The following is a 25,080-nucleotide window of genomic DNA, read 5'->3' as shown; positions in this document are numbered from 1 at the left end:
TGTGTCCCGCGCGCTGACTCCTGAAGATTAGCGCACGACGTGGGCAGTCCCAAAATCGATAGTCGTGGGACCGCCCACGGGAGGTCCGCAGTGCCTCACTCGTCCTCGGCGAGCGTCAGCTCGACACCACCGACGAAGCCGGCGGAGAGGTTGTAGATGAACGCGCCGAGCGTCGCGAGGGCCGTCGCGAGGACGACGTCGATGACCGCGATGATCGAGGTGAACGTCAGGACGTGGGGGAGGGACAGGAACGACTGCAGGTCGAAGCCGTTCGACTCGTTGGAGCCCGTCGCCTCGGAGATCGTGCCGCCGACGGTCGAGAAGACGCCCATCGCGTCCATGACCATCCACAGCACCGCCGCCGCGACGATCGTGCAGATGCCCAGCGCGATCGACAGCAGGAAGCTGACCTTCATCACCGACCACGGGTCGACCTTCGCCACCCGCAGCCGCGCCTTGCGCACCCGCGGCACGGTGCGGGCACCGGTGCGGGGGCGGCGTACCGTACCGGGCGGCGTCGCCTGCGTCGGGTAGGCCTGCGGCGGGTGGTACGGCCCCGCGGGCTGCTGGGTCTGGCGCTCACCGGGCAGCGGTGAGGGCGGCTGCTGCTGGGCCTGCTGGCCGCCTCGGGTGTCCGTCACGGTTCCCCCCTGGGATCCCTTGGATCCTTGCGTCTCGGGCGCCGCGGAGGGCGATTCGGCCGGTGCCGGCTTGATCGCCTTCAGCTGGGTCGTGTGGGTGTCCGCCACCGGCCCTTCCGCGCCCCGCGCGCTGGTCTTGCGCGCGTCCCCCTCCGGCGCGGCGGAGCCACGGCCGCCGCCGTTCTTGTCCGTGCCGGCAGACGTACCGGCGCCCGTGGCTCCACTCACGATGACTCACTCCTCGTGCCTACTCGGCCGAGGGCGCCTCACCCTCGTCCGTGCCGGTGGTCGCGGCGCTCTCGGCGGTCTCGTCCACGGCCTCGTCGCCGTCGACCTCCTCCGCCTCGCGCCCCGCCTCGGCGTTACGTGCGATGCCCACGACGGCATCGCGCTTGCCCAGGTTGATCAGTTGGACGCCCATGGTGTCACGGCCCGTCTCCCTGACCTCGTTGACTCGCGTACGAATCACACCGCCCGACAACGTGATGGCGAGGATCTCGTCGGTCTCCTCGACCACCAGCGCGCCGACGAGCGAACCACGGTCCTCCACGATCTTGGCGGCCTTGATGCCGAGGCCGCCGCGACCCTGGACGCGGTACTCGTCGACGGCGGTCCGCTTCGCGTACCCGCCGTCTGTGGCAGTGAACACGAACGTACCGGGTCGAACAACATTCATCGAGAGCAGCTGGTCTCCCTCACGGAAGCTCATGCCCTTGACACCCGAGGTCGCACGGCCCATGGGCCGCAGTGTTTCGTCCGTCGCCGTGAATCGGATCGACTGTGCCTTCTTGCTGATCAGCAGCAGATCGTCGTCGGCCGAGACGAGTTCGGCTCCGATCAGTTCGTCGTCGGAACCGTCCTCCATCTCACGGAGGTTGATGGCGATCACACCGCCGGAACGGGGCGAATCGTAATCCTTCAGCGGCGTCTTCTTGACCAAGCCGCCCTTGGTGGCCAGGACCAGGTAGGGCGCCGCCTCGTAGTCGCGGATCGCGAGGATCTCGGCGATCGCCTCGTCCGGCTGGAAGGCGAGCAGGTTCGCCACGTGCTGGCCACGCGCGTCCCGGCCGGCGTCGGGCAGCTCGTAGGCCTTCGCCCGGTACACCCGGCCCTTGTTGGTGAAGAACAGCAGCCAGTGGTGCGTGGTGGAGACGAAGAAGTGGTCGACGATGTCGTCTTCCTTCAGCTTCGTACCGCGCACGCCCTTGCCGCCGCGCTTCTGGGCGCGGTAGTCGACGGTCTTGGTGCGCTTGACGTAACCGCCGCGCGAGACCGTGACGACGATGTCCTCCTCGGCGATCAGGTCCTCGATGGACATGTCACCGTCGTAGGGCACCAGCATGGTCTTGCGGTCGTCGCCGAACTTCTCGACGATCGCGGCGAGTTCCGCGCTGACGATGCCGCGCTGGCGGACCGGCGAGGCCAGGATCTCGTTGTACTCGGTGATCTTCGCCTGGAGTTCGTCGTGCTCCTGGACGATCTTCTGGCGCTCCAGGGCGGCCAGTCGGCGCAGCTGCATCTCGAGGATGGCGTTGGCCTGGATCTCGTCGATCTCCAGGAGGTCCATCAGGCCCGTGCGCGCGATCTCGACGGTCTCGCTGCCCCGGATGAGGGCGATGACCTCGTCGATGGCGTCCAGGGCCTTCAGCAGGCCGCGCAGGATGTGCGCGCGCTCCTCGGCCTTGCGCAGCCTGAAGCGCGTACGGCGGACGATGACCTCGATCTGGTGCGTCACCCAGTGGCGGATGAACGCGTCGAGGGACAGCGTGCGCGGGACGCCGTCGACCAGCGCCAGCATGTTGGCGCCGAAGTTCGACTGCAGGTCCGTGTGCTTGTACAGGTTGTTCAGGACGACCTTGGCGACCGCGTCCCGCTTCAGGACGATCACGAGACGCTGGCCCGTGCGCGAGCTCGTCTCGTCGCGGACGTCCGCGATGCCGCCGACCTTGCCGTCCTTCACCAGGTCGGCGATCTTCTGCGCGAGGTTGTCCGGGTTCACCTGGTACGGCAGCTCCGTCACCACCAGGCACTGGCGGTTCTGGATCTCCTCGACCTCGACGACCGCCCGCATGGTGATCGAGCCGCGGCCCGTGCGGTACGCCTCCTCGATGCCCTTGCGGCCGACGACCAGGGCGCCGGTCGGGAAGTCGGGGCCCTTGATGCGCTCGATGAGGGCGTCCAGGAGCTCCTCGTGCGAGGCCTCCGGGTTCTCCAGGTACCACTGGGCGCCGGCCGCGACCTCGCGCAGGTTGTGCGGCGGGATGTTGGTCGCCATGCCGACCGCGATACCGGCGGAGCCGTTGATCAGCAGGTTCGGGAAGCGGGCGGGCAGGACGGTCGGCTCCTGCGAGCGGCCGTCGTAGTTGTCCGTGAAGTCGACGGTCTCCTCGTCGATGTCACGGACCATCTCCATCGACAGCGGCGCCATCTTGCACTCGGTGTAGCGCATGGCGGCCGCCGGGTCGTTGCCCGGAGAGCCGAAGTTGCCGTTGGAGTCGACGAGCGGCATGCGCATCGCCCACGGCTGGGCGAGGCGGACCAGCGCGTCGTAGATCGAGGAGTCGCCGTGGGGGTGGTAGTTGCCCATGACGTCGCCGACCACGCGCGCGCACTTGTAGAAGCCGCGCTCGGGGCGGTAGCCGCCGTCGTACATCGCGTACAGCACGCGCCGGTGGACGGGCTTGAGACCGTCCCGGACGTCGGGCAGGGCGCGGGAGACGATGACGGACATCGCGTAGTCGAGGTACGAGCGCTGCATCTCCGTCTCGAGCCCCACGGGCTCGATGCGCATCGCCAGCTCGCCGCCCTCTTCAGGGGTGACTGGAGTGTTCTCGTCGGCCATTGCTGGTGAAGATCCTTCCTGGTGCGGTCAGCTGAGACCGACTCAGATGTCGAGGAAGCGGACGTCCTTGGCGTTGCGCTGGATGAAGGCACGGCGGGCCTCGACGTCCTCGCCCATGAGGACCGAGAAGAGGTCGTCGGCCTGCGCGGCGTCGTCGAGGGTGACCTGGCCGAGGACGCGGTGCTCCTGGTCCATGGTGGTCACGCGCAGCTCCTCGGCGTTCATCTCGCCGAGACCCTTGAAGCGCTGGATCGAGTCCTCGCGGACGCGCTTGCCGCGCTGGCGGCCCATCTCGATCAGCGCGTCGCGCTCACGGTCGGAGTACGCGTACTCGACGTCCTCCCGGCCCCACTTGATCTTGTAGAGCGGGGGGCGGGAGAGGAACACGTGCCCGGCCTCGACCAGGGGCCGCATGAAGCGGAACAGGAAGGTCAGCAGCAGGGTGTTGATGTGCTGGCCGTCGACGTCGGCGTCCGCCATCAGGATGATCTTGTGATAGCGCAGCTTCTCGATGTCGAAGTCCTCGTGCACACCGGTGCCGAAGGCCGAGATCAGCGCCTGGATCTCCTGGTTCTGCAGGATCTTGTCGATCCGCGCCTTCTCCACGTTGAGGATCTTGCCGCGGATCGGGAGGATCGCCTGGTACTGCGGGTTGCGGCCGGACTTGGCCGAGCCGCCGGCGGAGTCACCCTCGACGATGAAGATCTCGCACTTGGTGGGGTCGTTCGACTGGCAGTCGGAGAGCTTGCCCGGCAGGGACGCCGACTCCAGCAGACCCTTACGGCGCGTCAGGTCGCGGGCCTTGCGGGCCGCCACGCGCGCGGTGGCCGCCTGGATGCCCTTGCGGACGATGTCGGCCGCCTCGACCGGGTTGCGGTCCAGCCAGTCCTGGAGGTGCTCGTAGACCGCCTTCTGGACGAAGGTCTTCGCCTCCGTGTTGCCCAGCTTGGTCTTGGTCTGGCCCTCGAACTGCGGCTCGCTCAGCTTGACCGAGATGATCGCGGTCAGACCCTCGCGGATGTCGTCACCCGTGAGGTTGTCGTCCTTCTCGCGCAGCAGCTTCTTGTCGCGCGCGTACTTGTTGACCAGGTTGGTCAGGGCCGCGCGGAAGCCCTCCTCGTGCGTACCGCCCTCGTGCGTGTGGATGATGTTCGCGAAGGAGTACACGCCCTCGCTGTAACCGCTGTTCCACTGCATCGCGACCTCGAGGGAGAGGGCACGCTCCTTGTCCTCGGCCTCGAGGTCGATCACCGTCGGGTGCACCACGTCGCCCTTGCGGGAGTTGAGGTACTTCACGAAGTCGACGATGCCGCCCTCGTAGTGGTACGTGACGGTCTTGACCTCGGACTTCTCGTCGGCGCCCGCCTCGTCCGCCCCGGCGGTGGCCTTCGCCGACTCGCGCTCGTCGGTGAGTTTGATCGTCAAACCCTTGTTGAGGAACGCCATCTCCTGGAAGCGCCGCGAGAGCGTCTCGAAGGAGTACTCGGTGGTCTCGAAGATGTCGCCGTCGGCCCAGAAGGTGACCGAGGTGCCGGTCTGCTCGATGGCCTCGTGCTTGGCCAGCGGGGCCGTGGGGACGCCCATCTTGTAGTCCTGCGTCCAGCGGTGGCCGTCGGTCTTCACCTCGACCGCGACCTTGGACGACAGGGCGTTCACCACGGAGACGCCCACGCCGTGCAGACCGCCGGAGACCGCGTAACCGCCGCCGCCGAACTTGCCGCCCGCGTGCAGCACGGTGAGCACGACCTCGACGGCCGGCTTGCCCTCGGAGGGGACGATGCCCACCGGGATGCCACGGCCGTTGTCGATGACGCGGACGCCGCCGTCGGCCAGGATCGTCACGTCGATCGTGTCCGCGTGGCCGGCCAGCGCCTCGTCGACCGAGTTGTCGACGACCTCGTACACGAGGTGGTGCAGGCCACGCTCGCCCGTGGAGCCGATGTACATACCGGGGCGCTTGCGGACCGCGTCCAGGCCCTCGAGGACGGTGATGGCGCTGGCGTCGTACGAGGCGGTGACCTCGCCGTTCACGCCGGCGTCGGTGGACGGGTTGTTCTCGTTGGGGTTGCCGGAATCGGCCACGAAGCGCCCTTTCTGGCACAGCACTAGCCAGGCTCCTCGGCGAGTTGCCGGAGCGGCTGCGGCATGTTGCGTTGGTAAGCCTTGATCAGCGTTGCTCAGCTTGTCCCGGGCGGTCCCCACGTTTGGGGCGGGATTGGCTTCCAGTCTACCGGTAGCACTGACAGTGATGGGGGTTTGCCGGTACCTGAGTCCGGATGTGCCGCCCTCAACCGGTCTCCGACGGGTCCCGATATGCGGAAGGGGGCTCCAAGAGGCTCACAGCGGCACTCAGCGCTTCCGGGTGTCAACCCTTGGCTACCGGGGAGTCAGGTCGGAAATCGCAACCTCGTGCGGGCTGTTCACGGCCCTCCGCGGGCCCCCGGCAGGCCACCCGCAAGCCACCCGCAGACCATCGCCGACGGCACAGAAAGACGGCCGGAGTGGTGCGTGACACCACCCCCGCCGTCCTGGTACGTGACACAGATCACCCGTAGGTGTCGCCGGGTCCGGTGCTCCCCGGGGCCCGCAGCGGGCCGTAGCGGCGGGCGGGGCCGCCGGGACCCTGCACCTTGATCTGCTTGACCCGGCCGTGCCCGAGGTCCTCGTTGAGCCGGGCGACCAGGGTCGGGGCGAGCAGCCGCAGGTTAGTCGCCCAGGCCGTCGAGTCGCAGCGCACCACCAGCACCCGCTCGTCCTCGTCGTACCGCTCCGGCACGCAGTGCTTGGCCACGTCCTCGCCGACGATCTCCGGCCAGCGGCCCATCACCCCGCCCACCGCGGCCGGCGCCTCCCAGCCGCGCTCGTTCAGCAGCCGGTTGATCGCGGCGCCGAGCGCCATGGGGTCGCGCCCGTCCGCCCGCGCACCGGAGCGCAGACCGCCACCGCGCCGCGCCTGCTTCTTCTGCTGCGCCGCGTCCCCCCGCGCGCGTGCCTGCTCGCGCGCCGCTCTGAGGGCCACGCGCGCGAGGTCGACGCCGGAGGGCTCGGGCGTGCTCCTGGGCTCCTGCTCGCTCATACGCGCTCCACCGTCCCGTTCGCCACGGCGTACCGCGCCCCGGCCAGCACATCCGGTACGTCGTCGTCGACCGCGGCCGTCACCAGCACCTGCTCACCGGGCGCGACCAGCTCGGCCAGCCGCTCCCGCCGGCGCGCGTCCAGCTCGGCGAACACGTCGTCGAGCACCAGCACCGGCTCGTTGCCCTCGGCCCGCAACAGGTCGTAGGAGGCCAGCCGCAGCGCCAGCGCGTAGGACCAGGACTCGCCGTGCGAGGCGTACCCCTTGGCGGGCAGCTGACCGAGTTTGAGCAGCAGATCGTCCCGATGCGGGCCCACGAGCGTGACGCCCCGCTCGATCTCCTGCTTGCGGACGTCCGCGAGCGCCGCCATCAGCTGCGCGTAGAGGTCCTCCCGCGTGTGCGCCTCGCCGGGCGCGGACGGCTTGTACTCCAGGGCGACCGGTCCGCCGCCCGGCGCCAGCTGCTCGTACGCCTTGTCGGCGAGCGGCTGGATCGCGGCGACCAGGTCGAGCCGCTGGGCGAGCAGCTCGGCACCCGCGCGCGCGAGGTGCTGGTCCCACACGTCGAGCGTGGACAGGTCCATCGACCTCCCGCCGTGCCGCCGCGCGAGCGCCGCCGACTTCAGCAGGGTGTTGCGCTGCTTGAGCACCCGCTCGTAGTCCGAGCGCACCCCGGCCATCCGCGGGGAGCGCGCGGTGACCAGCTCGTCGAGGAACCGCCGCCGCTCCCCGGGGTCGCCCTTGACGAGCGCGAGGTCCTCGGGCGCGAACAGCACGGTCCGTACGATGCCCAGCACATCCCGGGGTCTGACCTGCGAGGAACGGTTGATGCGGGCGCGGTTGGCCTTGCCGGGGTTGAGCTCCAGCTCGACCAGCTGCTGCCGGTCGCCCTGCCGGACCTGGGCCCGGACGATCGCGCGGTCGGCGCCCATGCGGACCAGGGGCGCGTCGGAGGCGACCCGGTGGCTGCCGAGGGTGGCGAGATAGCCGACGGCCTCGACGAGATTCGTCTTGCCCTGCCCGTTGGGGCCGACCAAGGCGGTGACGCCCGGGTCGAGCGGGACCTCGACCCGGGCGTACGAGCGGAAGTCGGCCAGCGACAGATGCGTGACGTGCATGGTCGTTCGCCGACCTCCCCCAGGGTGTGGATCCACGGCCGCTGGGCCCGCGGATCTGTGGATCTGGAACTGTGGATCTGTGGATTACTTCTTCTCGACGGCATGGCCGCCGAACTGGTTGCGCAGCGCCGCGATCATCTTCATCTGCGGCGAGTCCTCCTGGCGGGAGGAGAACCTCGCGAACAGCGAGGCCGTGATCGCGGGCAGCGGCACGGCGTTGTCGATGGCAGCCTCCACGGTCCAGCGGCCCTCGCCGGAGTCCTGTGCGAAGCCCTTCAGCTTGTCGAGGTGCTCGTCCTCGTCGAGGGCGTTGACCGCGAGGTCGAGCAGCCAGGACCGGATGACCGTGCCCTCCTGCCAGGAGCGGAAGACCTCGCGCACGTCCGTGACGGAGTCGACCTTCTCCAGGAGCTCCCAGCCCTCGGCGTAGGCCTGCATCATGGCGTACTCGATGCCGTTGTGGACCATCTTGGCGAAGTGGCCGGCGCCGACCTTGCCGGCGTGCACCGATCCGAAGTCGCCCTCGGGCTTGAGCGCGTCGAAGACGGGCCGCACCTTGGCGACGTTCTCCGCGTCGCCGCCGTACATGAGCGCATAGCCGTTCTCCAGGCCCCAGACGCCGCCGGAGACACCGCAGTCGACGAAGCCTATGCCCTTGGCGGCCAGCTCCTCGGCGTGCTTCTCGTCGTCCGTCCAGCGGGAGTTGCCGCCGTCCACGACGACGTCGCCCGGCTCGAGGAGCTCGGCGAGCTCGTCGATCGTCGACTGGGTGGCGGCACCCGCCGGGACCATCACCCACACCACGCGCGGGCCCTTGAGCTTGCCCACAAGCTCTTCGAGGCTGTGGACATCCGCGAGGTCAGGGTTGCGGTCGTATCCGACGACGGTGTGGCCCGCGCGGCGGATCCGCTCGCGCATGTTGCCGCCCATTTTGCCGAGGCCGACGAGACCGAGCTCCATCAGTTGTTCCTTAGGTCGCTGTGTGGCGTGTGGGGCACCTTCGTACCCATGTCCGAGCCTAAACCCGGACGGTCACGCACACCTGTGGGCATACGCGCTCAGACGTACGGTCCCACCTGCGGGTTTCCCCACAGGCCGGGAGTCGGTTCTCCACGGCCTGTGGACAACTTCAGGCTGCCTCGGATCGCTCAGCCGCTCAGCCGCACCGGCATGATCAGGTACTTGTAGGCCTCGTCCGCCTCGGCGTCGAGCGCCGGCTTGCCGCTCAGCAGCGCGGGCTTGGTGGACGTCGTGAAGGACAGCTGGGCGACCGGGGAGTCGATCGCGCTCAGGCCGTCCAGCAGGAAGGTCGGGTTGAAGGCGATCGAGATGTCGTCGCCCTCCAGCTGGGCGTCGACCCTTTCCACAGCCTGTGCGTCGTCGCTGGAGCCGGCCTCCAGGATGAGCACGCCCTGCTCGAAGCTGAGCCGCACCGGGGTGTTGCGCTCGGCGACCAGGGCCACACGCTTGACGGCCTCCACGAAGGGGGCGGTCTCGATCACGGCGACGGAGTTGAACTCGGTCGGGAACAGCGTGCGGTACTTCGGCAGGTCGCCTTCGAGGAGACGGGTGGTCGTGCGCCGACCGGCGCCCTCGAAACCGATCAGGCCCTCGCCCGCGCCCGAGCCGGACAGCGCCAGGATGACGCTGTCACCGCTGGTGAGCGCCTTGGCGGTGTCCAGGAGCGTCTTGGCGGGCACCAGGGCGACCGCGGAGGCGTCCGGGTTCTCCGGCTTCCACAGGAACTCGCGGACCGCGAAGCGGTAACGGTCGGTGGAGGCCAGCGTGACGGTGTCGCCCTCGATCTCGATGCGCACACCGGTGAGGACGGGGAGCGTGTCGTCGCGGCCGGCCGCGATGGCGACCTGGGCGGCCGCGGAGGCGAAGACCTCGCCGGGGACCGTGCCCGTCGCGTTCGGCATCTGGGGCAGCGAGGGGTACTCCTCCACAGGCAGGGTGTGGAGGGTGAACCGCGAGGATCCGCAGACCACGGTCGCCCGTACACCGTCTGTGGAAATCTCCACCGGCCGGTTGGGGAGGGCGCGGCAGATGTCGGCCAGCAGTCGGCCGGAGACGAGGACCGTGCCCTCCTCCTCGACCTCCGCGTCGACGGACACGCGCGCGGAGACCTCGTAGTCGAAGCTGGAGAGGCTGAGGGCACCGTCGTCGGCCTTCAGCAGGAGGCCGGCGAGGACAGGCGCCGGCGGACGGGCCGGGAGGCTGCGCGCCGCCCAGGCCACTGCCTCCGCGAGTACGTCGCGTTCCACCCGGATCTTCACTCTTGCCGCCTCCTGCTGTTGCCGGCGCTTCTCGCCCTGCCTGGCTTCGTCGTCTGTCTCGGTGTGATCGGCCCCTCGGAAGGGAAGGACCACCGGGGTCCAGTCTGACGCACCGCACTGACAGTAGGTGCCTCTCGGGGTCAAGTCGTGACGAGGGGCAGCCGGGCAACGAAGAGCGAGTTGTGCACAGGACCCTCTTCGAAACGGATTCCAGGCTCTCTCTAGTCGTCAGTAGTAGTAGGGCCTGTGGATACCGTGGATAACTGCGTTTGCGCAGCTCAGAGGCGATATTTTGTCCACGGGCCCTGTGGGCGGAGGCGGTGGACAACCGGGGCCGTCTGTGGAGAACAGAAAGTTCTGCACACTCCGTGCACAGGGAGGGGCGAGTTCTCCCCAGCGTCGTCCCCAGCTTTACCCACCTTTCCCACAGCCCAACCCGTCACGTTCATGTGACGCCTTTCACTCGACGCGGTGAGGAGGTGCGTCACGTTGCCGAACAGTGGACAGGGATGTGGAGAAACCGCTGATTGCTGGGGACAACCGGCCACAGCCTGTGGGTTGCCGGTGGACAACTTCGTGCACAGCCTGTGGATCAACTTTTTGTCCACAGCCTGTGGAGATCCTTCGTCCACGAATCCACAACCTGTTGACCTGGCTCGATGGTCTCCCCACAGGCTCGCCTGTGGATACAGTCTGGACAACTTCCCGGTCCCCAGGGTGTGGACGGGAAAAAGTCACCGAATCTGTGGAGAGAGGCCGTAACCCGACGGCTAATCGAACAGCGGATGACCGGCGGGCTTCCAGCGCACCCCCCGGGCCCGGGGTGGCCGACGCCCCCACGCCCTCTCCCGCACACGCGAAAGGCGCCCCGGGACGTGATCCCGGGGCGCCCTCGACGGCGGGTGAGAGGCCCTCTCAGCCGGCCTTGATGCGGTTGGTCAGCTCGGTCACCTGGTTGTAGATGGAGCGCCGCTCGGCCATCAGATTGCGGATCTTGCGGTCGGCGTGCATGACGGTGGTGTGGTCGCGGCCGCCGAACAGCGCGCCGATCTTCGGCAGCGAGAGGTCCGTCAGCTCGCGGCACAGGTACATGGCGATCTGCCGGGCGGTCACCAGCGCGCGCCCGCGTGAGGTTCCGCAGAGGTCCTCGACCGTGAGGCCGAAGTAGTCCGCGGTTGCGCTCATGATGGCCGTGGAGGTGATCTCGGGCGCCGAGTCCTCGCCGCCGGGGATTAGGTCCTTCAGGACGATCTCCGTCAGGCCCAGGTCCACCGGCTGGCGGTTGAGCGACGCGAACGCCGTCACCCGGATCAGCGCGCCCTCCAGCTCACGGATGTTGCGCGAGATCCGTGAGGCGATGAACTCCAGCACCTCCGGCGGGGCGTTGAGCTGTTCCTGCACCGCCTTCTTGCGCAGGATCGCGATCCGCGTCTCCAGCTCGGGCGGCTGGACGTCGGTGATCAGGCCCCACTCGAAACGGTTCCTCAACCGGTCCTCGAGCGTCACCAGTTGCTTGGGCGGCCGGTCACTGGAGAGCACGATCTGCTTGTTCGCGTTGTGGAGCGTGTTGAAGGTGTGGAAGAACTCCTCCTGCGTCGACTCCTTGTCCGCCAGGAACTGGATGTCGTCGACGAGCAGGATGTCCATCTCCCGGTACCGCTTGCGGAAGCTGTCGCCCTTGCCGTCGCGGATGGAGTTGATGAACTCGTTGGTGAACTCCTCGGAGCTCACGTACCGCACACGCGTGCCGGGGTAGAGGCTCCGCGCGTAGTGTCCGATCGCGTGCAGCAGGTGCGTCTTGCCGAGCCCCGACTCGCCGTAGATGAAGAGCGGGTTGTAGGCCTTCGCCGGCGCCTCGGCGACGGCGACCGCCGCCGCGTGCGCGAAGCGGTTGGACGCGCCGATGACGAACGTGTCGAACAGGTACTTCGGGTTCAGCCGAGCGGTCGGCTCCCCGGGCCCGCCCCCCGACGGCGACGGCACGGCCGACGACCCGGGCATACCGGGTCCGCCGGGCCGCTGCGGCGGCCCGGAACCGGCCGGCGGCTCGGGCAGCTCCCGCCGGACCGCGTCCCGCTGGTCGTAGTCGGGCCGCTTCTGCTCGTACGGAGAGGAGTCGTACGACGGCCGCTCCATCGGCTGGGGACGGTAGTCCTGCGCCGGCGGGCCGTAGGAGTCCTGGGAGTAGGCGTCCTGGGACGGCGAGGCGTACGGGTCCTTCGGGGAGCCGTAGGAGTCCTGCGAAGGCGAGGCGTACGGGTCGCGCTCCGGGAAACCGAGCCGCTGCTGCTGCCAGCCGTACTCGTCCTGCTGGGGCCGCGGCCAGGCGCCGGGCTCGGGCCGCTGGTACTCCGACGGGTACGCGGGCCGCGCGGTCGGCATCTGGTCCCCGCGCGAGCCGTCGGAGGGGCCCGGGCGCTGCTCGGCGCGGTGCCGGCCATACCCCTCGTACGGGCTGTCGTACCCGTTGTCGTACGTGCTGTCGTAGCGGCCGGGCTTGGGCTGCTCGTCGTACGGGCTGTCGTACGGGCCGGACGGGAGTTCGGGCTCCTCGTAGCGGGGCTGCGGCGGCTGCTGGACAGGGGGTGCCGGCGGGGCGGGGGGCTCGCCGGCGGAGTCGTCCACGGTGATCGCGATACGGATCGGGCGGCCGCACTCGCGGCTCAGCGTCTCGCTGACGATCGGGGCGAGCCGACCCTCCAGTACGCCCTTCGCGAACTCGTTCGGTACGGCGAGCAGGGCGGTGTCGGCCACCAGCGCGAGCGGCTGGCAGCGCCGGATCCAGTGCTCGTCCTTCACCTCGACACCCTGGCCCCGGCCCTCACCGAGGAGCTGCTCCAGTACTCGTGGCCACACTGCGGCAAGATCGGCAGGTACATCAGCCACAGGGCACGCTCTCTCGTGGGTCCCACGAACGTGTGGTTGCGGGACGGGTCGGGATTCGCATCGGGGGGACCAGGAACAGGGGACAAAGGAACGAATCGGAGTCCAGCCACGGTAGTCAGGGCGGCGGGTGCGGTTCAAGTTGTTGTCCCCAGGCTGTGGATAGTGTCTCCCGGTGACCCCTGGTTTGACCGGATGGCGCAGCCGCGCGTACCGTAACCAGGTCGAGTTGTCGATGGCTGCTGCCGCCTGCCTCCGATGGGCACAGATCGCGTCAGGTGATCGGGAAGCGGTGCACTCGGGCGTAACGAGAGCTACTCGTGGGCGCACGGTGACAGCCAGGACGGCACCCGCCACCACCGATTTGATTTCTGGAGCCCCCGAGTGAGCAAGCGCACCTTCCAGCCGAACAACCGTCGTCGCGCCAAGACCCACGGCTTCCGCCTGCGGATGCGCACCCGTGCCGGTCGCGCGATTCTCGCGAACCGTCGTGCCAAGGGTCGCGCCAGCCTGTCCGCCTGATTCCGGTCAGGTCATGCCGTCGTGCTGCCCACCGAGAACCGGCTGAGGCGGCGCGAGGACTTCGCGACCGCGGTACGACGGGGGCGCCGGGCCGGACGCCCGACGCTCGTCGTCCACCTTCGAAGCGGTGCCACGGACCCGCACGCGCCTGGGGAGAGCGCTCCCCCGACGCGTGCGGGTTTCGTCGTGAGCAAGGCCGTGGGTGGAGCGGTCGTACGCAACAAGGTGAAGCGCAGGCTTCGCCATCTGATGCGCGATCGAGTCGTCCTGTTGCCCCCCGGTAGCCTGGTAGTCGTACGGGCGCTGCCCGGCGCGGGCGACGCCGACCACGCACAGCTGGCCCAAGACCTTGATGCCGCCCTTCAACGGCTGCTGGGAGGGGGCGCGCGATGAAGTACCCGCTGCTGGCCCTGATCAAGCTCTACCAGTGGACGATCAGTCCGCTGCTCGGGCCGGTCTGCAAGTACTACCCGTCGTGCTCTCACTATGGCTACACGGCCATCGACCGGCACGGCGCGATCAAGGGAACGGCACTCACTGCCTGGCGCATCCTGAGGTGCAACCCTTGGTCGCTGGGGGGCGTGGACCATGTCCCGCCGCGGAAGCGCCCGCGGTGGCACGAAATGCTGCGCGACGCCTGGCGTGCACGCAGTGGCGGGACCTCCGCCGCCGAAACGGCCACCGAAGACAAGCCCTCTTCGACCACCGAAGAGAATCGTCCTTCGAGCCCGGCCGCAGAGACCCCGTCCCATGCCCAAGGAGCATGATTAGTGGACACGATTGCCAGCCTCTTCAGCTTCATCACGACACCCGTTTCCTGGGTCATCGTCCAGTTCCACACGGTGTACGGCAAGATCTTCGGGCCTGACACCGGCTGGGCCTGGGGCCTGTCGATCGTGTCCCTGGTGATTCTGATCCGCATCTGCCTGATCCCGCTCTTCGTGAAGCAGATCAAGGCGACCCGGGCCATGCAGACGCTGCAGCCCGAGATGAAGAAGATCCAGGAGCGCTACAAGAACGACAAGCAGCGCCAGTCCGAAGAGATGATGAAGCTGTACAAGGAGACGGGCACCAACCCGTTGTCCTCGTGCCTTCCCATCCTGGCGCAGTCCCCGTTCTTCTTCGCCCTGTACCACGTGCTCAACGGCATCGCGTCCGGTGACACCATTGGCGTGATCAACCAGAGCCTGCTGGAGAGCGCGCAGAAGGCGCACATCTTCGGTGCTCCGCTGGCCGCGAAGTTCACCGACAGCGCGGCGAAGGCGGAGTCCCTCGGCGCCTCCCTCACCGATGTGCGGGTCGTCACCGCCATCATGATCGTCCTGATGTCGGCCTCGCAGTTCTTCACCCAGCGCCAGCTGATGACGAAGAACGTCGACACCTCGGTGAAGACGCCGTTCATGCAGCAGCAGAAGATGCTGATGTACATCTTCCCGGTCATGTTCGCCGTCTTCGGCATCAACTTCCCGGTCGGTGTCCTCGTCTACTGGCTGACCACCAACGTGTGGACCATGGGCCAGCAGATGTACGTCATCCACAACAACCCGACCCCGGGTTCCAAGGCCCAGGCCGCGTACCTGGAGCGCCTCTACAAGCACGTCACCCACGCCGGCAAGACCCGCAACCGCGGGCAGCGCGCCATCATCAAGGCGATCGTCGCCAAGGGCCGCGACCGCAACGAGGCCGAGCGCAAGTTCATCAACGCTCTGAACAAGGCGGGCTTCGCGGCCCAGGCCGACGGCACCGTGGTCAAGGGCGAGTCCCAGGACGTCGCCCAGACCGAGGACGGCACGGCTACGAGCGCGGCCGCCGCCAAGCGGCAGCAGCCGAAGCGGCAGTCGAAGTCGCAGCGTCAGTCCGGCAGCCCCAAGGCGGCCGGTGAGACGACCTCGCTGAGCAAGTCCGACGAGCCCGAGGACGCCAAGCCCTCCGGCGCCGCCCAGCAGGCCGCTCCCAAGGCCGGTTCCGGTGGCCGCAGCAAGGCCCAGTCCGGGCAGCGCAAGGGCGGCCCGCAGCGCCCCAAGTCCCCGTCCAAGAAGTAAGAAGGAGCCCATCCCGTGACGGAAGGCACCACCTCCGCCGCCGCCGAGGGTGCAGACACCCTGACCCGCCTGGAGCAGGAGGGCGAGATCGCGGCGGACTACCTCGAGGGTCTGCTGGACATCGCCGATCTCGACGGCGACATCGACATGGACGTGGAGGCCGACCGCGCCTCCGTCTCGATCATCAGCGACGCGGGCACCCGTGACCTGCAGAAGCTGGTCGGCCGGGACGGCGAGGTGCTGGAGGCGCTGCAGGAGCTGACGCGCCTGGCCGTGCACCGGGAGACCGGCGACCGCAGCCGGCTGATGCTGGACATCGCGGGCTACCGCGCCAAGAAGCGCGCCGAGCTGTCCGAGCTGGGCGCCAAGGCCGCGGCCGACGCCAAGAACAGCGGCGAGCCCGTGAAGCTCAAGCCGATGACTCCCTTCGAGCGCAAGGTCGTGCACGACGCGGTCAAGGCCGCGGGCCTGAGCAGCGAGTCCGAGGGCGAGGAGCCGCAGCGCTTCGTCGTCGTGCTCCCCAACTGATTCGGTACATACGTCTCTCCCGGCCCCGTCTGTAGCGCAGGCGGGGCCGGTCTTTGTCAGCCTGGTAGTTCTGGTGGTCGGCGCTGGACGCGCCGATGCGGTACGGAAGGACGGTCCCCGTGACGGAGGCAGCGGAGCTCCCCCCTGCGCCCGAGGTGGCACGCGAGGTATTCGGCGATCGCTTCGCGGATGCGGTCCGGTACGCCGAGCTCCTGGCCGAGGCAGGCGTGCAGCGCGGCCTCATCGGCCCGCGCGAGGTGCCCCGCCTGTGGGAGAGGCACATCCTGAACTGCGCGGTGCTCTCCGAGGTCGTGCCCGAGGGGGTGACCGTGTGCGACGTCGGCTCAGGTGCCGGACTGCCCGGTATCCCCCTGGCGCTTGTGCGCGAGGACCTGAAGATCACCCTTCTGGAGCCGCTGCTGCGGCGTACGAACTTCCTGACCGAGGTCGTCGAGCTCCTCGGCCTGGACCATGTGACCGTCGTCCGCGGCCGTGCCGAGGAGGTCATGGGCAAGATCCCGCCCGTCCATGTGGTCACCGCCCGCGCCGTGGCCCCGCTGGACCGCCTGGCCACCTGGGGCATCCCCTTGCTGCGTCCCTACGGCGAGATGCTCGCCCTGAAGGGCGACACCGCAGAGGAGGAGCTGAAGAGCGCGGCCACCGCCCTGAGCAAGCTCGGCGCGGTCGGCACCTCCATCCTCCAGGTCGGCGAGGGCGTCGTCGATCCGCTCTCCACGGTGGTGCGGGTCGAGGTCGGGGAGAGCCCCGGCGGTGTGCGGTTCGCGGCCAAGCGGGCGAAGGCGGCCCGGACGGGGCGGGCACGCCGCCGTCGCTGACGAGGAAACGGGAGGCGCAGTAGCGCGGCGTACTCCACACAAGCTGCCCCACCTACGCCCAACGGAGTGTCGCGACAGTTCGGCCGTGGGTGCTGTGCATCGTGTTTCACGTGAAACGTCGCTCCCTACTGCACGGCATCATCAGCCGCGGTCGCGCCGCGGCCGAACCCCGCGACCGTAAGCCTCTCGGTTCACTCGATGCGGGCGTGAAGTTGTCCACAGAGGTGGATTTCTCCACAGAACAACAGGCCTCACTGGTTCGCGACCCCGAAGACATGGCAGGCTCTGTTCATTGCGAGCTTGAAGTCGAGGAGAGTGAATCCTTGCGGTCCGACGCCAACATCGCGGGACCGATGGCCGATCCGGTCCCCGGTCCCCGTACCGAGTCCTTGGGGGAGGATGTTTCACGTGAAACACCGCCCCCGATGGACGACACTCCGATCGGTCGTGCTGCCCAACTGGCGGTAGAGGCACTGGGCCGCGCCGGCGAGGGTCTGCCACGCCCTGAGCAGACCCGGATCATCGTGGTCGCCAACCAGAAGGGTGGGGTCGGCAAGACGACGACGACCGTCAACCTTGCCGCTTCCCTCGCCCTGCACGGCGGCCGCGTCCTTGTGGTCGACCTCGACCCCCAGGGCAACGCGTCCACTGCCCTCGGGATCGACCATCACGCCGAGGTTCCGTCCATCTATGACGTGTTGGTCGAGAGCCGCCCGCTCGCGGAAGTCGTCCAGCCGGTCCCCGATGTCGAAGGCCTCTTCTGTGCTCCCGCCACGATCGATCTCGCCGGTGCGGAGATCGAGCTGGTGTCCCTGGTGGCCCGAGAGAGCCGACTGCAGCGGGCCATCCAGGCCTATGAGCAGCCGCTGGACTACATCCTCATCGACTGCCCGCCCTCGCTCGGCCTGCTGACGGTCAACGCGCTGGTGGCCGGTGCGGAGGTCCTCATCCCGATCCAGTGCGAGTACTACGCGCTGGAGGGACTGGGCCAGCTGCTGCGCAACGTCGACCTGGTGCGGGGGCACCTCAACCCCGCCCTGCATGTGTCGACCATCCTGCTCACCATGTACGACGGCCGGACGCGCCTGGCGTCGCAGGTCGCCGAGGAGGTGCGCACCCACTTCGGCGACGAGGTGCTGCGGACGAGCATTCCTCGCTCGGTCCGTATCTCCGAGGCGCCGAGCTATGGGCAGACGGTACTGACCTACGATCCAGGATCGAGCGGTGCCCTCTCCTACCTTGAGGCGGCACGAGAGATCGCGCTGAAGGGTGTGGGCGTCAGCTATGACGCCACCCACGCCCACATCGGCGCTCAGAACAATCCGAGCATGGTGGAGGGGATCCAGTGAATGAGCGACGGAGGGGGTTGGGCCGAGGCCTCGCCGCACTGATCCCTGCCGCCCCGACGGAGAAGACGCCGGCGCAGACCGCAGTGGGCAACGCGGGCTCCGTGCCCCAGGCGACTGTTCCGGGCCCGAACTCCGACCGCGGTGTGGCCGCGGCCAAGGTGGCCACGCTGCCGAATGTTTCACGTGAAACGGAGGATCTGCCGGCCTACGGCGCGGTGGAGATGCCGGCCACGCCCATCGGTGCGTACTTCGCGGAGATCCCCCTCGATGCGATCACGCCGAACCCGCGCCAGCCGCGAGAGGTCTTCGACGAGTACGCACTGGACGAGCTCATCACCTCCATCAAGGAGGTCGGCCTCCTCCAGCCCGTCGTCGTACGGGAGGTGGGCTCCGGGCAGTATGAGCTCATCATGGGCGAGCGGCGCTGGCGGGCCTGCCGTGAGGCGGGCCTGGAGGCGATCCCGGCGATCGTGCGGGCCACGGACGACGAGAAGCTGCTGCTGGACGCCCTCCTGGAGAACCTCCACCGGGCGCAGCTGAACCCGCTGGAAGAGGCAGCCGCCTACGACCAGCTGCTGAAGGACTTCAACTGCACGCATGACCAGCTGGCGGACCGTATCGGTCGGTCCCGCCCGCAGGTATCCAACACGCTGCGTCTGCTGAAGCTCTCGCCGGCGGTCCAGAACCGGGTGGCGGCAGGAGTGCTCTCTGCCGGGCACGCCCGGGCGCTGCTCTCCGTGGAGGACTCGGAGGAGCAGGAGCGACTGGCCCACCGGATCGTGGCCGAGGGCCTGTCGGTGCGCAGCGTCGAGGAGATCGTGACCCTCATGGGCTCCCGGCCGCAGACGGCCCAGCGCGCCAGGAAGCCGCGTGCCGGTGCACTGGTCTCCCCGGCGCTGTCCGAGCTCGCCACGCGCCTCTCGGACCGCTTCGAGACCCGGGTGAAGGTCGACCTGGGGCAGAAGAAGGGGAAGATCACCGTCGAGTTCGCCTCCGTGGAGGACCTGGAGCGGATCCTCGGCACCCTTGCTCCCGGTGAGGGCTTCACCCTGCCGAAGGCCGGCGATGACGCCGAGCTGACGGACGACTGAGCCGCCCGTCGGCGTACGACCGCCCGAGCGAGCCGTGTCCGGTGTGTCCGGAACACGGCTCGCTCTTTGCGTTCAGTCGGTATCGACGGGAATCGCATCGCGGATACGATGCGGTGGGGTATGGCGCATCCACCAGGCAGCACCTCGGAGTGGGAGGCGGGGGCCATGCGAACGATGAGCCGGACCGGACTGGTGAGCGCGGGGCTGGGGCTGGGCGCGGTCGGCGGCTTCGTCGGCAGTCTGCTCAGGGAACGCAGCGCTCTGACAGCCGCTCGCGACGCCGCGGGCGAAGGAAGCGAGGAACAGCCTTCATGGGGCGCCGGCTCGTACCGCTCACGCTGGACAACCTTCAAGACCTTCCCAAGCGCTGTCGCTCGTGTGTCTTCTGGGAACTGGACCCCGTCAGCGGTGAGGCCGCGGTAAAGGCGGGCACTGCCGCCCTGGAGAAGGAGTCCTGGATCTCCGCCGTCCTGCTGGACTGGGGATCCTGCGGCCGGGTCGTGTACGTGGATGACGTCCCCGTCGGGTTCGTCCTCTACGCTCCGCCCGCCTATGTGCCCCGCTCGGCGGTGTTTCCCACAAGCCCCGTGGCACCGGACGCAGTGCAGCTGATGACCTCGTTCATCATGCCGGGATACCAGGGGCAGGGACTCGGCCGGGTGATGGTGCAGACGGTCGCCAAGGATCTGCTGCGGAGGGGCTTCAAGGCGATCGAGGCGTTCGGCGACGCCCGCTGGAAGGAACCGGGCTGCATGCTCCCTGCCGATCATCTGCTGGCCGTGGGCTTCAAGACCGTGCGCCCGCATCCCAGCCACCCTCGGCTGCGGCTGGAGCTGCGGACCACGCTGTCCTGGAAGGAGGACGTGGAGATGGCGCTGGACCGCTTGCTGGGGGCCGTGCAGAAGGAGCCGGCGCTGCGGCCGCTGTAAGCATGTGAAAGGGGCCGGCCCTTACGGGCCGGCCCCTTTGTGTTTCACGTGAAACAGCGCGTCACTCGGAGATGAAGATCTCCAGGTCGCGGACGAGCGCGGCCTTCGGCTTGGCACCGACGATGGTCTTGGCGACCTCGCCGTCCTGGTACACGTTCAGCGTCGGGATCGACATGACGCCGTACTTCGCGGCCGTGGTCGGGTTCTCGTCGATGTTGAGCTTGACGATCTCGATCTTGTCGCCATGCTCGGCCGCGATGGCCTCGAGCGAGGGAGCGATCTGACGGCACGGGCCGCACCACTCGGCCCAGAAGTCCACCAGAACGGGCTTGTCGCTCTTGAGAACGACCTCGTCGAAGTTGTCGTCGGTCACTTGCTTCAGGGTGCCGGCCACAGGGGGCTCCTTAATTCCTTGTGCGGTGGGGCGGGAGAGGGGGGTCAGACAGAGGTCTTCTCGGGCTCGGCCTGCTCCTCGTCCGCGAGGGCGGCGAGGTAGCGCTCGGCGTCGAGAGCGGCGGAGCAGCCGGTACCGGCCGCGGTGATCGCCTGGCGGTAGGTGTGGTCGACCACGTCACCGGCGGCGAAGACACCGGTCAGGTTGGTCCGGGTGGAGGGCGCGGCGACCTTCAGGTAGCCCTCCTCGTCCAGGTCGAGCTGGCCCTTGAAGAGCTCGGTGCGCGGGTCGTGGCCGATCGCGATGAACAGGCCCGTGACCGCCAGGTCGGAGAGCTCACCGGTCTTGAGGTTGCGCAGCTTCAGACCGGCCAGCTTCGGGTCGCCCTGGATCTCGGCGACCTCGCTGTCCCAGATGAACTTGATCTTCGGGTCGGCGAAGGCGCGCTCCTGCATCGCCTTGGAGGCGCGCAGGGTGTCCCGGCGGTGGACGATCGTGACGGACTTGGCGAAGCGGGAGAGGAAGGTCGCCTCTTCCATTGCGGTGTCGCCGCCGCCGATCACGGCGATGTCGTGGTCCCTGAAGAAGAACCCGTCACAGGTGGCACACCAGGAGACACCGCGGCCGGAGAGGGCGTCCTCGTTCGGCAGACCGAGCTTGCGGTGCTGGGAGCCGGTGGTGACGATGACGGCCTTCGCGCGGTGGACGGTGCCGGCGGTGTCCGTGACGGTCTTGATCTCACCGGTGAGGTCGACGGAGACGATGTCGTCCGGGACGAGCTCGGCGCCGAAGCGCTCGGCCTGGGCGCGCATGTTGTCCATGAGCTCGGGACCCATGATGCCGTCCTGGAACCCGGGGAAGTTCTCCACCTCGGTCGTGTTCATCAGGGCACCGCCCGCGGTGACGGCCCCCTCGAACACCAGCGGCTTCAGCGACGCGCGCGCGGTGTAGAGCGCGGCGGTGTAGCCGGCGGGCCCGGAGCCGATGATGATCACGTTACGGACGTCGCTCACGGCTTTGTTCCTCGTCTCTGGTCTGCGTCGTTCGACCGGTGGGAGTTGCTCTGAACTCTCACCCCACCCAACGGATCCTAAGGGGCGCGCATTCCCGGTGTGTCCGGGCACACGGAGGGACGACGCCGTGGAGAGAGCCGCTGGGGACGGAGTCGCAGGTGGGCCGTCAGTGACGGGTGTAGGAGTTCTTCAGAAGGATCTTGGCCGGGTCGGACGTCCGGTGCGTGACGCAGGTCCTGTCCATGATGTAGGCGTCGACCTTGGTGCCGTCGGAGGTGTCGGGCAGCACGACGAGCAGGGCGTCCGTGCCCTGGTACACGCCCTTCTCGGTGGCGAGGGCGGTGTCGCTGCGGCCGATGCCCTTCTGGACGCAGACGGGGACCGAGGTTTCCTGCAGGACCCTGGGCCCCCCGGTGCCGGGTACGGTCGCGGCACCCAGGCTGTCCGGGGCCTTGGAGCCCTGGGCCTTGTCGAGAAGGTCGGCGACCTTTCCTTCCAGAGTGCCCTGGGCGAAGGTGTCGGCTGCGGTGGACTGCCCGGGCGTGGCGGTTCCCGGGCCTCCGCCTCCCGTCAGCGAGGACACCAGGACGCCACCGAGCCCCAGAGCCGCGACGCCGAAGAGAGCGCCCAGGACCGCGACCCTGCGGCGTCCGCCCCGTCGGGGGCCGCTGCCGTCCTTGCCGTTCTTGCGTCCCGGGCCGGTGGTGGCGGTGCGGGCGTGTCCCGAGGGCCGGTCCGTCGCGGTCGCTGTTTCACGTGAAACATGCGGTGCCTCGGCGGCGAGGGCGGCATCGATGCGCTGGGCGACGTCGTCCGGCATCCGAGGCGGATTGGGGAGCTCGCCCAGCAGACCGCGGATCTCCTCGAGTGACGCGTGGACATCGGCGCAGAGCTCACAGCCGTCGAGATGCCGGCGCACATCGGCGCTGCGGGACGGTGCGAGCAGGCCTTCGGTGAGGTCGGAGATCTCCGCGACGTCCGGGTGTCCGGTCGTGTCCGTCGTCGATGTCACGCTCGCCCACCTCCGCCCTTCACAGCAGCTGAATCGCCTGGCCCGGCGCTGTCGGCCCCTTCGTCCCGAGGGGCCGCTGCCGGTGGGACGGATGTCCCCTGCGTCCGGTTCCTTCCCCTGCCGCTTTCCTTCTCGTCGCCGGTGTTCTCCGGCCGCAGATGGGTCAGCAGCGGCAGGAGCCTGGCTCTGCCCCGGGCGCAGCGGCTCTTCACCGTCCCGGTCGGCACGTCGAGCATGCGGGCGGCCTCGGCGACGGGGTAGCCCTGCATGTCCACCAGGACGAGGGCGGCGCGCTGATCGGGAGGGAGGGTGCCGAGGGCTTCGAGGAGCTGGCGGTGCAGGTCGTTGCGCTCGGCGGGGGCCGAGGCCGACTCGTGCGGCTCCAGCAGCTGCTCCAGCCGTTCGGTGTCGTCGACCGGCGAGGTCTTGCGCGAGGCCGCCTTGCGGGCCCGGTCCAGACAGGCGTTCACGGTGATGCGGTGCAGCCAGGTCGTGACGGCGGACTGGCCGCGGAAGGTGTGGGCGGCGCGGTAGGCCGACACCAGGGCGTCCTGGACGGCGTCAGCGGCTTCCTCGCGGTCTCCCAGCGTCCGCAGGGCGACGGCCCAGAGCCGGTCCCGGTGACGCCGCACAAGCTCACCGAAGGCGTCCTGGTCGCCCTCCACGTGCCGGGCGAGGAGGTCCTGATCGCTCGCCGCGTCATATCCGGCGCTCTCCGCCATCGGACCTCCTCCCCCTTCGGTGGGACGTCAGCCCGTGAACTGCACGTCCGTGATCGCCTGCTTGTAGCCGGCACCGCTGTAGGAGTCCTGCCCCGAGTAGGGCGCCGCCGTGATCCAGAGCAGAACGTACCGTGCCTTCACCGCCGTCTTGGCGGAGATCTTCAGTTCCTTACCGGTGGTCTGTGCGGTGGCGATCTTCGTCATGGAACTGAGGGGAGCCGACGACGAGAGTGAATCGGCCGCGTACAGAGTGGCCGCGGTGTAGTTCCCGCCGTAGTGCAGCTCTATCGAAGCCGCCGACACGCTCTGCTCGGATCCGAGGTCGTAGACGATGCCCACACCCTGCTTGTACGGGGCCAGCACGGGTCCCGCGTTGAAGGAGTACGTCCGCCAGTAGGTGGAGCTGTCGCCGTCGTAGGTGAGCTTCACGTCGTTGGCGTGCTGGGCCTTCCCATCGGGGTAGTACTCGGCCGCACCCTGGATCTTCAGCGCCGCCGGCTTCGGAGCCGCGCTGCTCTTGTCGCCGTCGTCCGTCGTCTGCGTCTTGTTCGTCTCGTCGGACTTGCTCTGGTCCATCAGGGCGTCCGCAAGCTGCCAGCTGCCCAGGCCCAGCGCGGCGATGAGCAGGGCGGAGACAGCCCACTTCAGGGCGCGGCCGGTGCGGCTCTGCAGCGGGGGCGGTGGGGCCGGCACCGGCTGCGTCACACCCGGGTGGGGTGCGGGGCGGCCGTAGGTGCCCTGCTGGTACGTCGTGCGCTGGTACTCCGGCGGCGCGGTGAACGCGGGCTCCGGCGGGCGGATGCGGGGCATCTCGCCGATCGCCTTCACCAGTTCCTCCGGCGTCGTGCACGCAGCCTCGTGCCGGGAGGCGGTCGCCCCGTCGTTGGCGAGTGCGCGCATGGCGAGCTCGGACAGACCCCGGTGGACGCCGGCGCGGACCTGGTCGGGGGCGATCAGCCCGACGTCCTTGGGCAGCCCGGACAGCCCGTAGGCGTCGTTCTCATACGGCCAGCGCTGGGTGAGCGCCGCGTACAGCAGCGCACCGATCGCCTCCGTGTCGGTGCGCTGCGGGGTGTCGGAAGTGATACCGCGCAGGGCTGCGTTGACCGCGAGGCCGCGGATGCGCCACTGGCCGCTGGAGGTGCGCAGCACGGCGTTGGGGTTCAGCCGCAGATGCGACAGGCCCTCGCGGTGCGCGGCGGCCATCGCCGAGGCGATCTGACTGACCATCTGGTACGCGTCGTGCGGCTCCAGCGGGCCGACCGCGAGCAGCGTGGCCAGTTCCGTGGCGTCGGGCAGCCACTCGTGGACGACGTAGACGAGGTCGTTCTCCTCGACGGCGTCCAGTACCTGCACGAAGCGAGGGTCGCCGAGCAGCGCCGAGGAACGGGCGGCCGCCAGCACCGAACGGGCGCGCGCATGCTCCGCGGGCAGGACATGGACGCCCACGGCACGACGGAGTTTCTCGTCGACGGCACGCCAACTGCTGAAACCGTCCAGACGGGTGACGCACTCCTCGAGACGGTAGCGTCTGGCCAGTTTGTGGCCGCTGTGCAGTTCAGGCGGTGAGGCCTTATCGGGATGTTCCGTCCCGCCACTCCCCTGTGCCTCGTCGCTGTCCGTGTCCCGCTCCCGGTTCTTGGCCACCCCGTCGGCCGTGGACTGGTCCGCCTGCGCGGTCAGCGGCTCGTCGCCGCTGTTGTCTGCCACGTCGACGGCAGCCGTACTCCGTTCCGCCACCGTCGTTCCTGCCTCCCCATCCAGTGCGCGCCGTCCGACCTCGTGCGCGCCGTCCGACGCCGA

Annotated in this window: 22 protein-coding genes; 9 read left to right on the top strand and 13 right to left on the bottom strand. The window is 68.9% G+C overall.

All coding sequences use genetic code 11. From position 1 onward, the window contains the following. Positions 1-95: 95 nt before the first annotated feature. From ACIRF9_RS35905 to dnaA, 8 genes are all read right to left on the bottom strand, one after another. Positions 96-869, bottom strand: coding sequence for a DUF3566 domain-containing protein (locus ACIRF9_RS35905; RefSeq protein ID WP_403831002.1), 774 nt, complete (start codon positions 867-869; stop codon positions 96-98). Positions 870-888: 19 nt separating this feature from the next. After that, positions 889-3,483, bottom strand: coding sequence for a DNA gyrase subunit A (gene gyrA, locus ACIRF9_RS35900; protein WP_403830999.1), 2,595 nt, complete (start codon positions 3,481-3,483; stop codon positions 889-891). Positions 3,484-3,525: 42 nt separating this feature from the next. Beyond that, a complete protein-coding gene (gyrB, locus tag ACIRF9_RS35895) occupies positions 3,526-5,589 on the bottom strand; it encodes a DNA topoisomerase (ATP-hydrolyzing) subunit B (RefSeq protein WP_403830997.1) in 2,064 nt (687 codons plus the stop codon). A gap of 439 nt (positions 5,590-6,028) precedes the next feature. Further along, complete coding sequence (locus ACIRF9_RS35890; RefSeq protein ID WP_403830995.1) at positions 6,029-6,559, bottom strand: DUF721 domain-containing protein; 531 nt, start codon at positions 6,557-6,559, stop codon at positions 6,029-6,031. Beyond that, positions 6,556-7,677, bottom strand: coding sequence for a DNA replication/repair protein RecF (gene recF, locus ACIRF9_RS35885; protein ID WP_403830993.1), 1,122 nt, complete (start codon positions 7,675-7,677; stop codon positions 6,556-6,558). The genes ACIRF9_RS35890 and recF overlap by 4 nt, the downstream gene beginning before the upstream one ends. An 84-nt stretch (positions 7,678-7,761) precedes the next feature. After that, the gene (gene gnd, locus ACIRF9_RS35880) at positions 7,762-8,637 is read right to left on the bottom strand and encodes a phosphogluconate dehydrogenase (NAD(+)-dependent, decarboxylating) (RefSeq protein ID WP_403830990.1); all 876 of its coding nucleotides are present in this window, start codon (positions 8,635-8,637) and stop codon (positions 7,762-7,764) included. A gap of 188 nt (positions 8,638-8,825) precedes the next feature. Beyond that, complete coding sequence (gene dnaN, locus ACIRF9_RS35875) at positions 8,826-9,956, bottom strand: DNA polymerase III subunit beta (RefSeq protein ID WP_403830987.1); 1,131 nt, start codon at positions 9,954-9,956, stop codon at positions 8,826-8,828. 915 nt (positions 9,957-10,871) lie between these two features. Then, positions 10,872-12,842: a chromosomal replication initiator protein DnaA gene (gene dnaA / locus ACIRF9_RS35870; RefSeq protein ID WP_403830984.1), complete on the bottom strand. Its 1,971-nt coding sequence runs from the start codon at positions 12,840-12,842 to the stop codon at positions 10,872-10,874. Between the two features lie 381 nt (positions 12,843-13,223). On the opposite strand from dnaA, the gene rpmH reads away from it, so the two are divergent. The 9 genes from rpmH (at position 13,224) to ACIRF9_RS35825 (ending at position 20,136) form a co-directional block, all read left to right on the top strand. Then, a complete protein-coding gene (gene rpmH / locus ACIRF9_RS35865) occupies positions 13,224-13,361 on the top strand; it encodes a 50S ribosomal protein L34 (RefSeq protein ID WP_015659252.1) in 138 nt (45 codons plus the stop codon). Positions 13,362-13,382: 21 nt separating this feature from the next. Further along, positions 13,383-13,754 (top strand): ribonuclease P protein component, encoded by a 372-nt coding sequence (rnpA, locus tag ACIRF9_RS35860; protein ID WP_403830982.1) that lies wholly within the window; start codon positions 13,383-13,385, stop codon positions 13,752-13,754. Continuing rightward, a complete protein-coding gene (gene yidD, locus ACIRF9_RS35855) occupies positions 13,751-14,128 on the top strand; it encodes a membrane protein insertion efficiency factor YidD (protein ID WP_403830980.1) in 378 nt (125 codons plus the stop codon). Before rnpA ends, yidD begins: the two co-directional genes overlap by 4 nt. Positions 14,129-14,131: 3 nt before the next feature. After that, complete coding sequence (yidC, locus tag ACIRF9_RS35850) at positions 14,132-15,403, top strand: membrane protein insertase YidC (RefSeq protein WP_403830977.1); 1,272 nt, start codon at positions 14,132-14,134, stop codon at positions 15,401-15,403. A 15-nt stretch (positions 15,404-15,418) separates the two neighbouring features. Further along, positions 15,419-15,931 (top strand): protein jag, encoded by a 513-nt coding sequence (locus ACIRF9_RS35845; RefSeq protein ID WP_403830975.1) that lies wholly within the window; start codon positions 15,419-15,421, stop codon positions 15,929-15,931. Positions 15,932-16,050: 119 nt separating this feature from the next. Next, a complete protein-coding gene (rsmG, locus tag ACIRF9_RS35840; protein WP_403830972.1) occupies positions 16,051-16,767 on the top strand; it encodes a 16S rRNA (guanine(527)-N(7))-methyltransferase RsmG in 717 nt (238 codons plus the stop codon). A gap of 275 nt (positions 16,768-17,042) precedes the next feature. After that, on the top strand, positions 17,043-18,116 hold the full coding sequence (locus ACIRF9_RS35835) for an AAA family ATPase (RefSeq protein ID WP_403831282.1): 1,074 nt from the start codon (positions 17,043-17,045) through the stop codon (positions 18,114-18,116). Continuing rightward, positions 18,113-19,207: a ParB/RepB/Spo0J family partition protein gene (locus tag ACIRF9_RS35830; protein WP_403830971.1), complete on the top strand. Its 1,095-nt coding sequence runs from the start codon at positions 18,113-18,115 to the stop codon at positions 19,205-19,207. The genes ACIRF9_RS35835 and ACIRF9_RS35830 overlap by 4 nt, the downstream gene beginning before the upstream one ends. 311 nt (positions 19,208-19,518) lie before the next feature. Continuing rightward, positions 19,519-20,136, top strand: coding sequence for a GNAT family N-acetyltransferase (locus ACIRF9_RS35825; protein ID WP_403830969.1), 618 nt, complete (start codon positions 19,519-19,521; stop codon positions 20,134-20,136). Between the two features lie 61 nt (positions 20,137-20,197). Here ACIRF9_RS35825 and trxA read toward each other — a convergent pair whose 3' ends face one another. The 5 genes from trxA to ACIRF9_RS35800 all read right to left on the bottom strand — a co-directional run bounded on the left by trxA (position 20,198) and on the right by ACIRF9_RS35800 (position 25,017). After that, entirely contained in the window at positions 20,198-20,530 is a 333-nt protein-coding gene (trxA, locus tag ACIRF9_RS35820; protein ID WP_403830967.1) for a thioredoxin, read from the bottom strand. 44 nt (positions 20,531-20,574) lie between these two features. Beyond that, positions 20,575-21,543 (bottom strand): thioredoxin-disulfide reductase, encoded by a 969-nt coding sequence (trxB, locus tag ACIRF9_RS35815; protein ID WP_403830964.1) that lies wholly within the window; start codon positions 21,541-21,543, stop codon positions 20,575-20,577. Positions 21,544-21,709: 166 nt separating this feature from the next. Next, positions 21,710-22,555: an anti-sigma factor family protein gene (locus tag ACIRF9_RS35810; RefSeq protein ID WP_403830962.1), complete on the bottom strand. Its 846-nt coding sequence runs from the start codon at positions 22,553-22,555 to the stop codon at positions 21,710-21,712. Then, positions 22,552-23,277, bottom strand: coding sequence for an RNA polymerase sigma factor SigM (sigM, locus tag ACIRF9_RS35805; RefSeq protein WP_403830959.1), 726 nt, complete (start codon positions 23,275-23,277; stop codon positions 22,552-22,554). Before sigM ends, ACIRF9_RS35810 begins: the two co-directional genes overlap by 4 nt. 27 nt (positions 23,278-23,304) lie before the next feature. Continuing rightward, complete coding sequence (locus ACIRF9_RS35800) at positions 23,305-25,017, bottom strand: protein kinase family protein (RefSeq protein ID WP_403830956.1); 1,713 nt, start codon at positions 25,015-25,017, stop codon at positions 23,305-23,307. Positions 25,018-25,080: the final 63 nt, after the last annotated feature.

Origin of the sequence: Streptomyces sp. NPDC096132 (assembly GCF_044763345.1) — a bacterium.
Classification (GTDB): Bacteria; Actinomycetota; Actinomycetes; order Streptomycetales; family Streptomycetaceae; genus Streptomyces.
The sequence above is the reverse complement of the archived record's forward strand: the minus strand, read 5'-3'. Positions and strand labels throughout refer to the sequence as shown.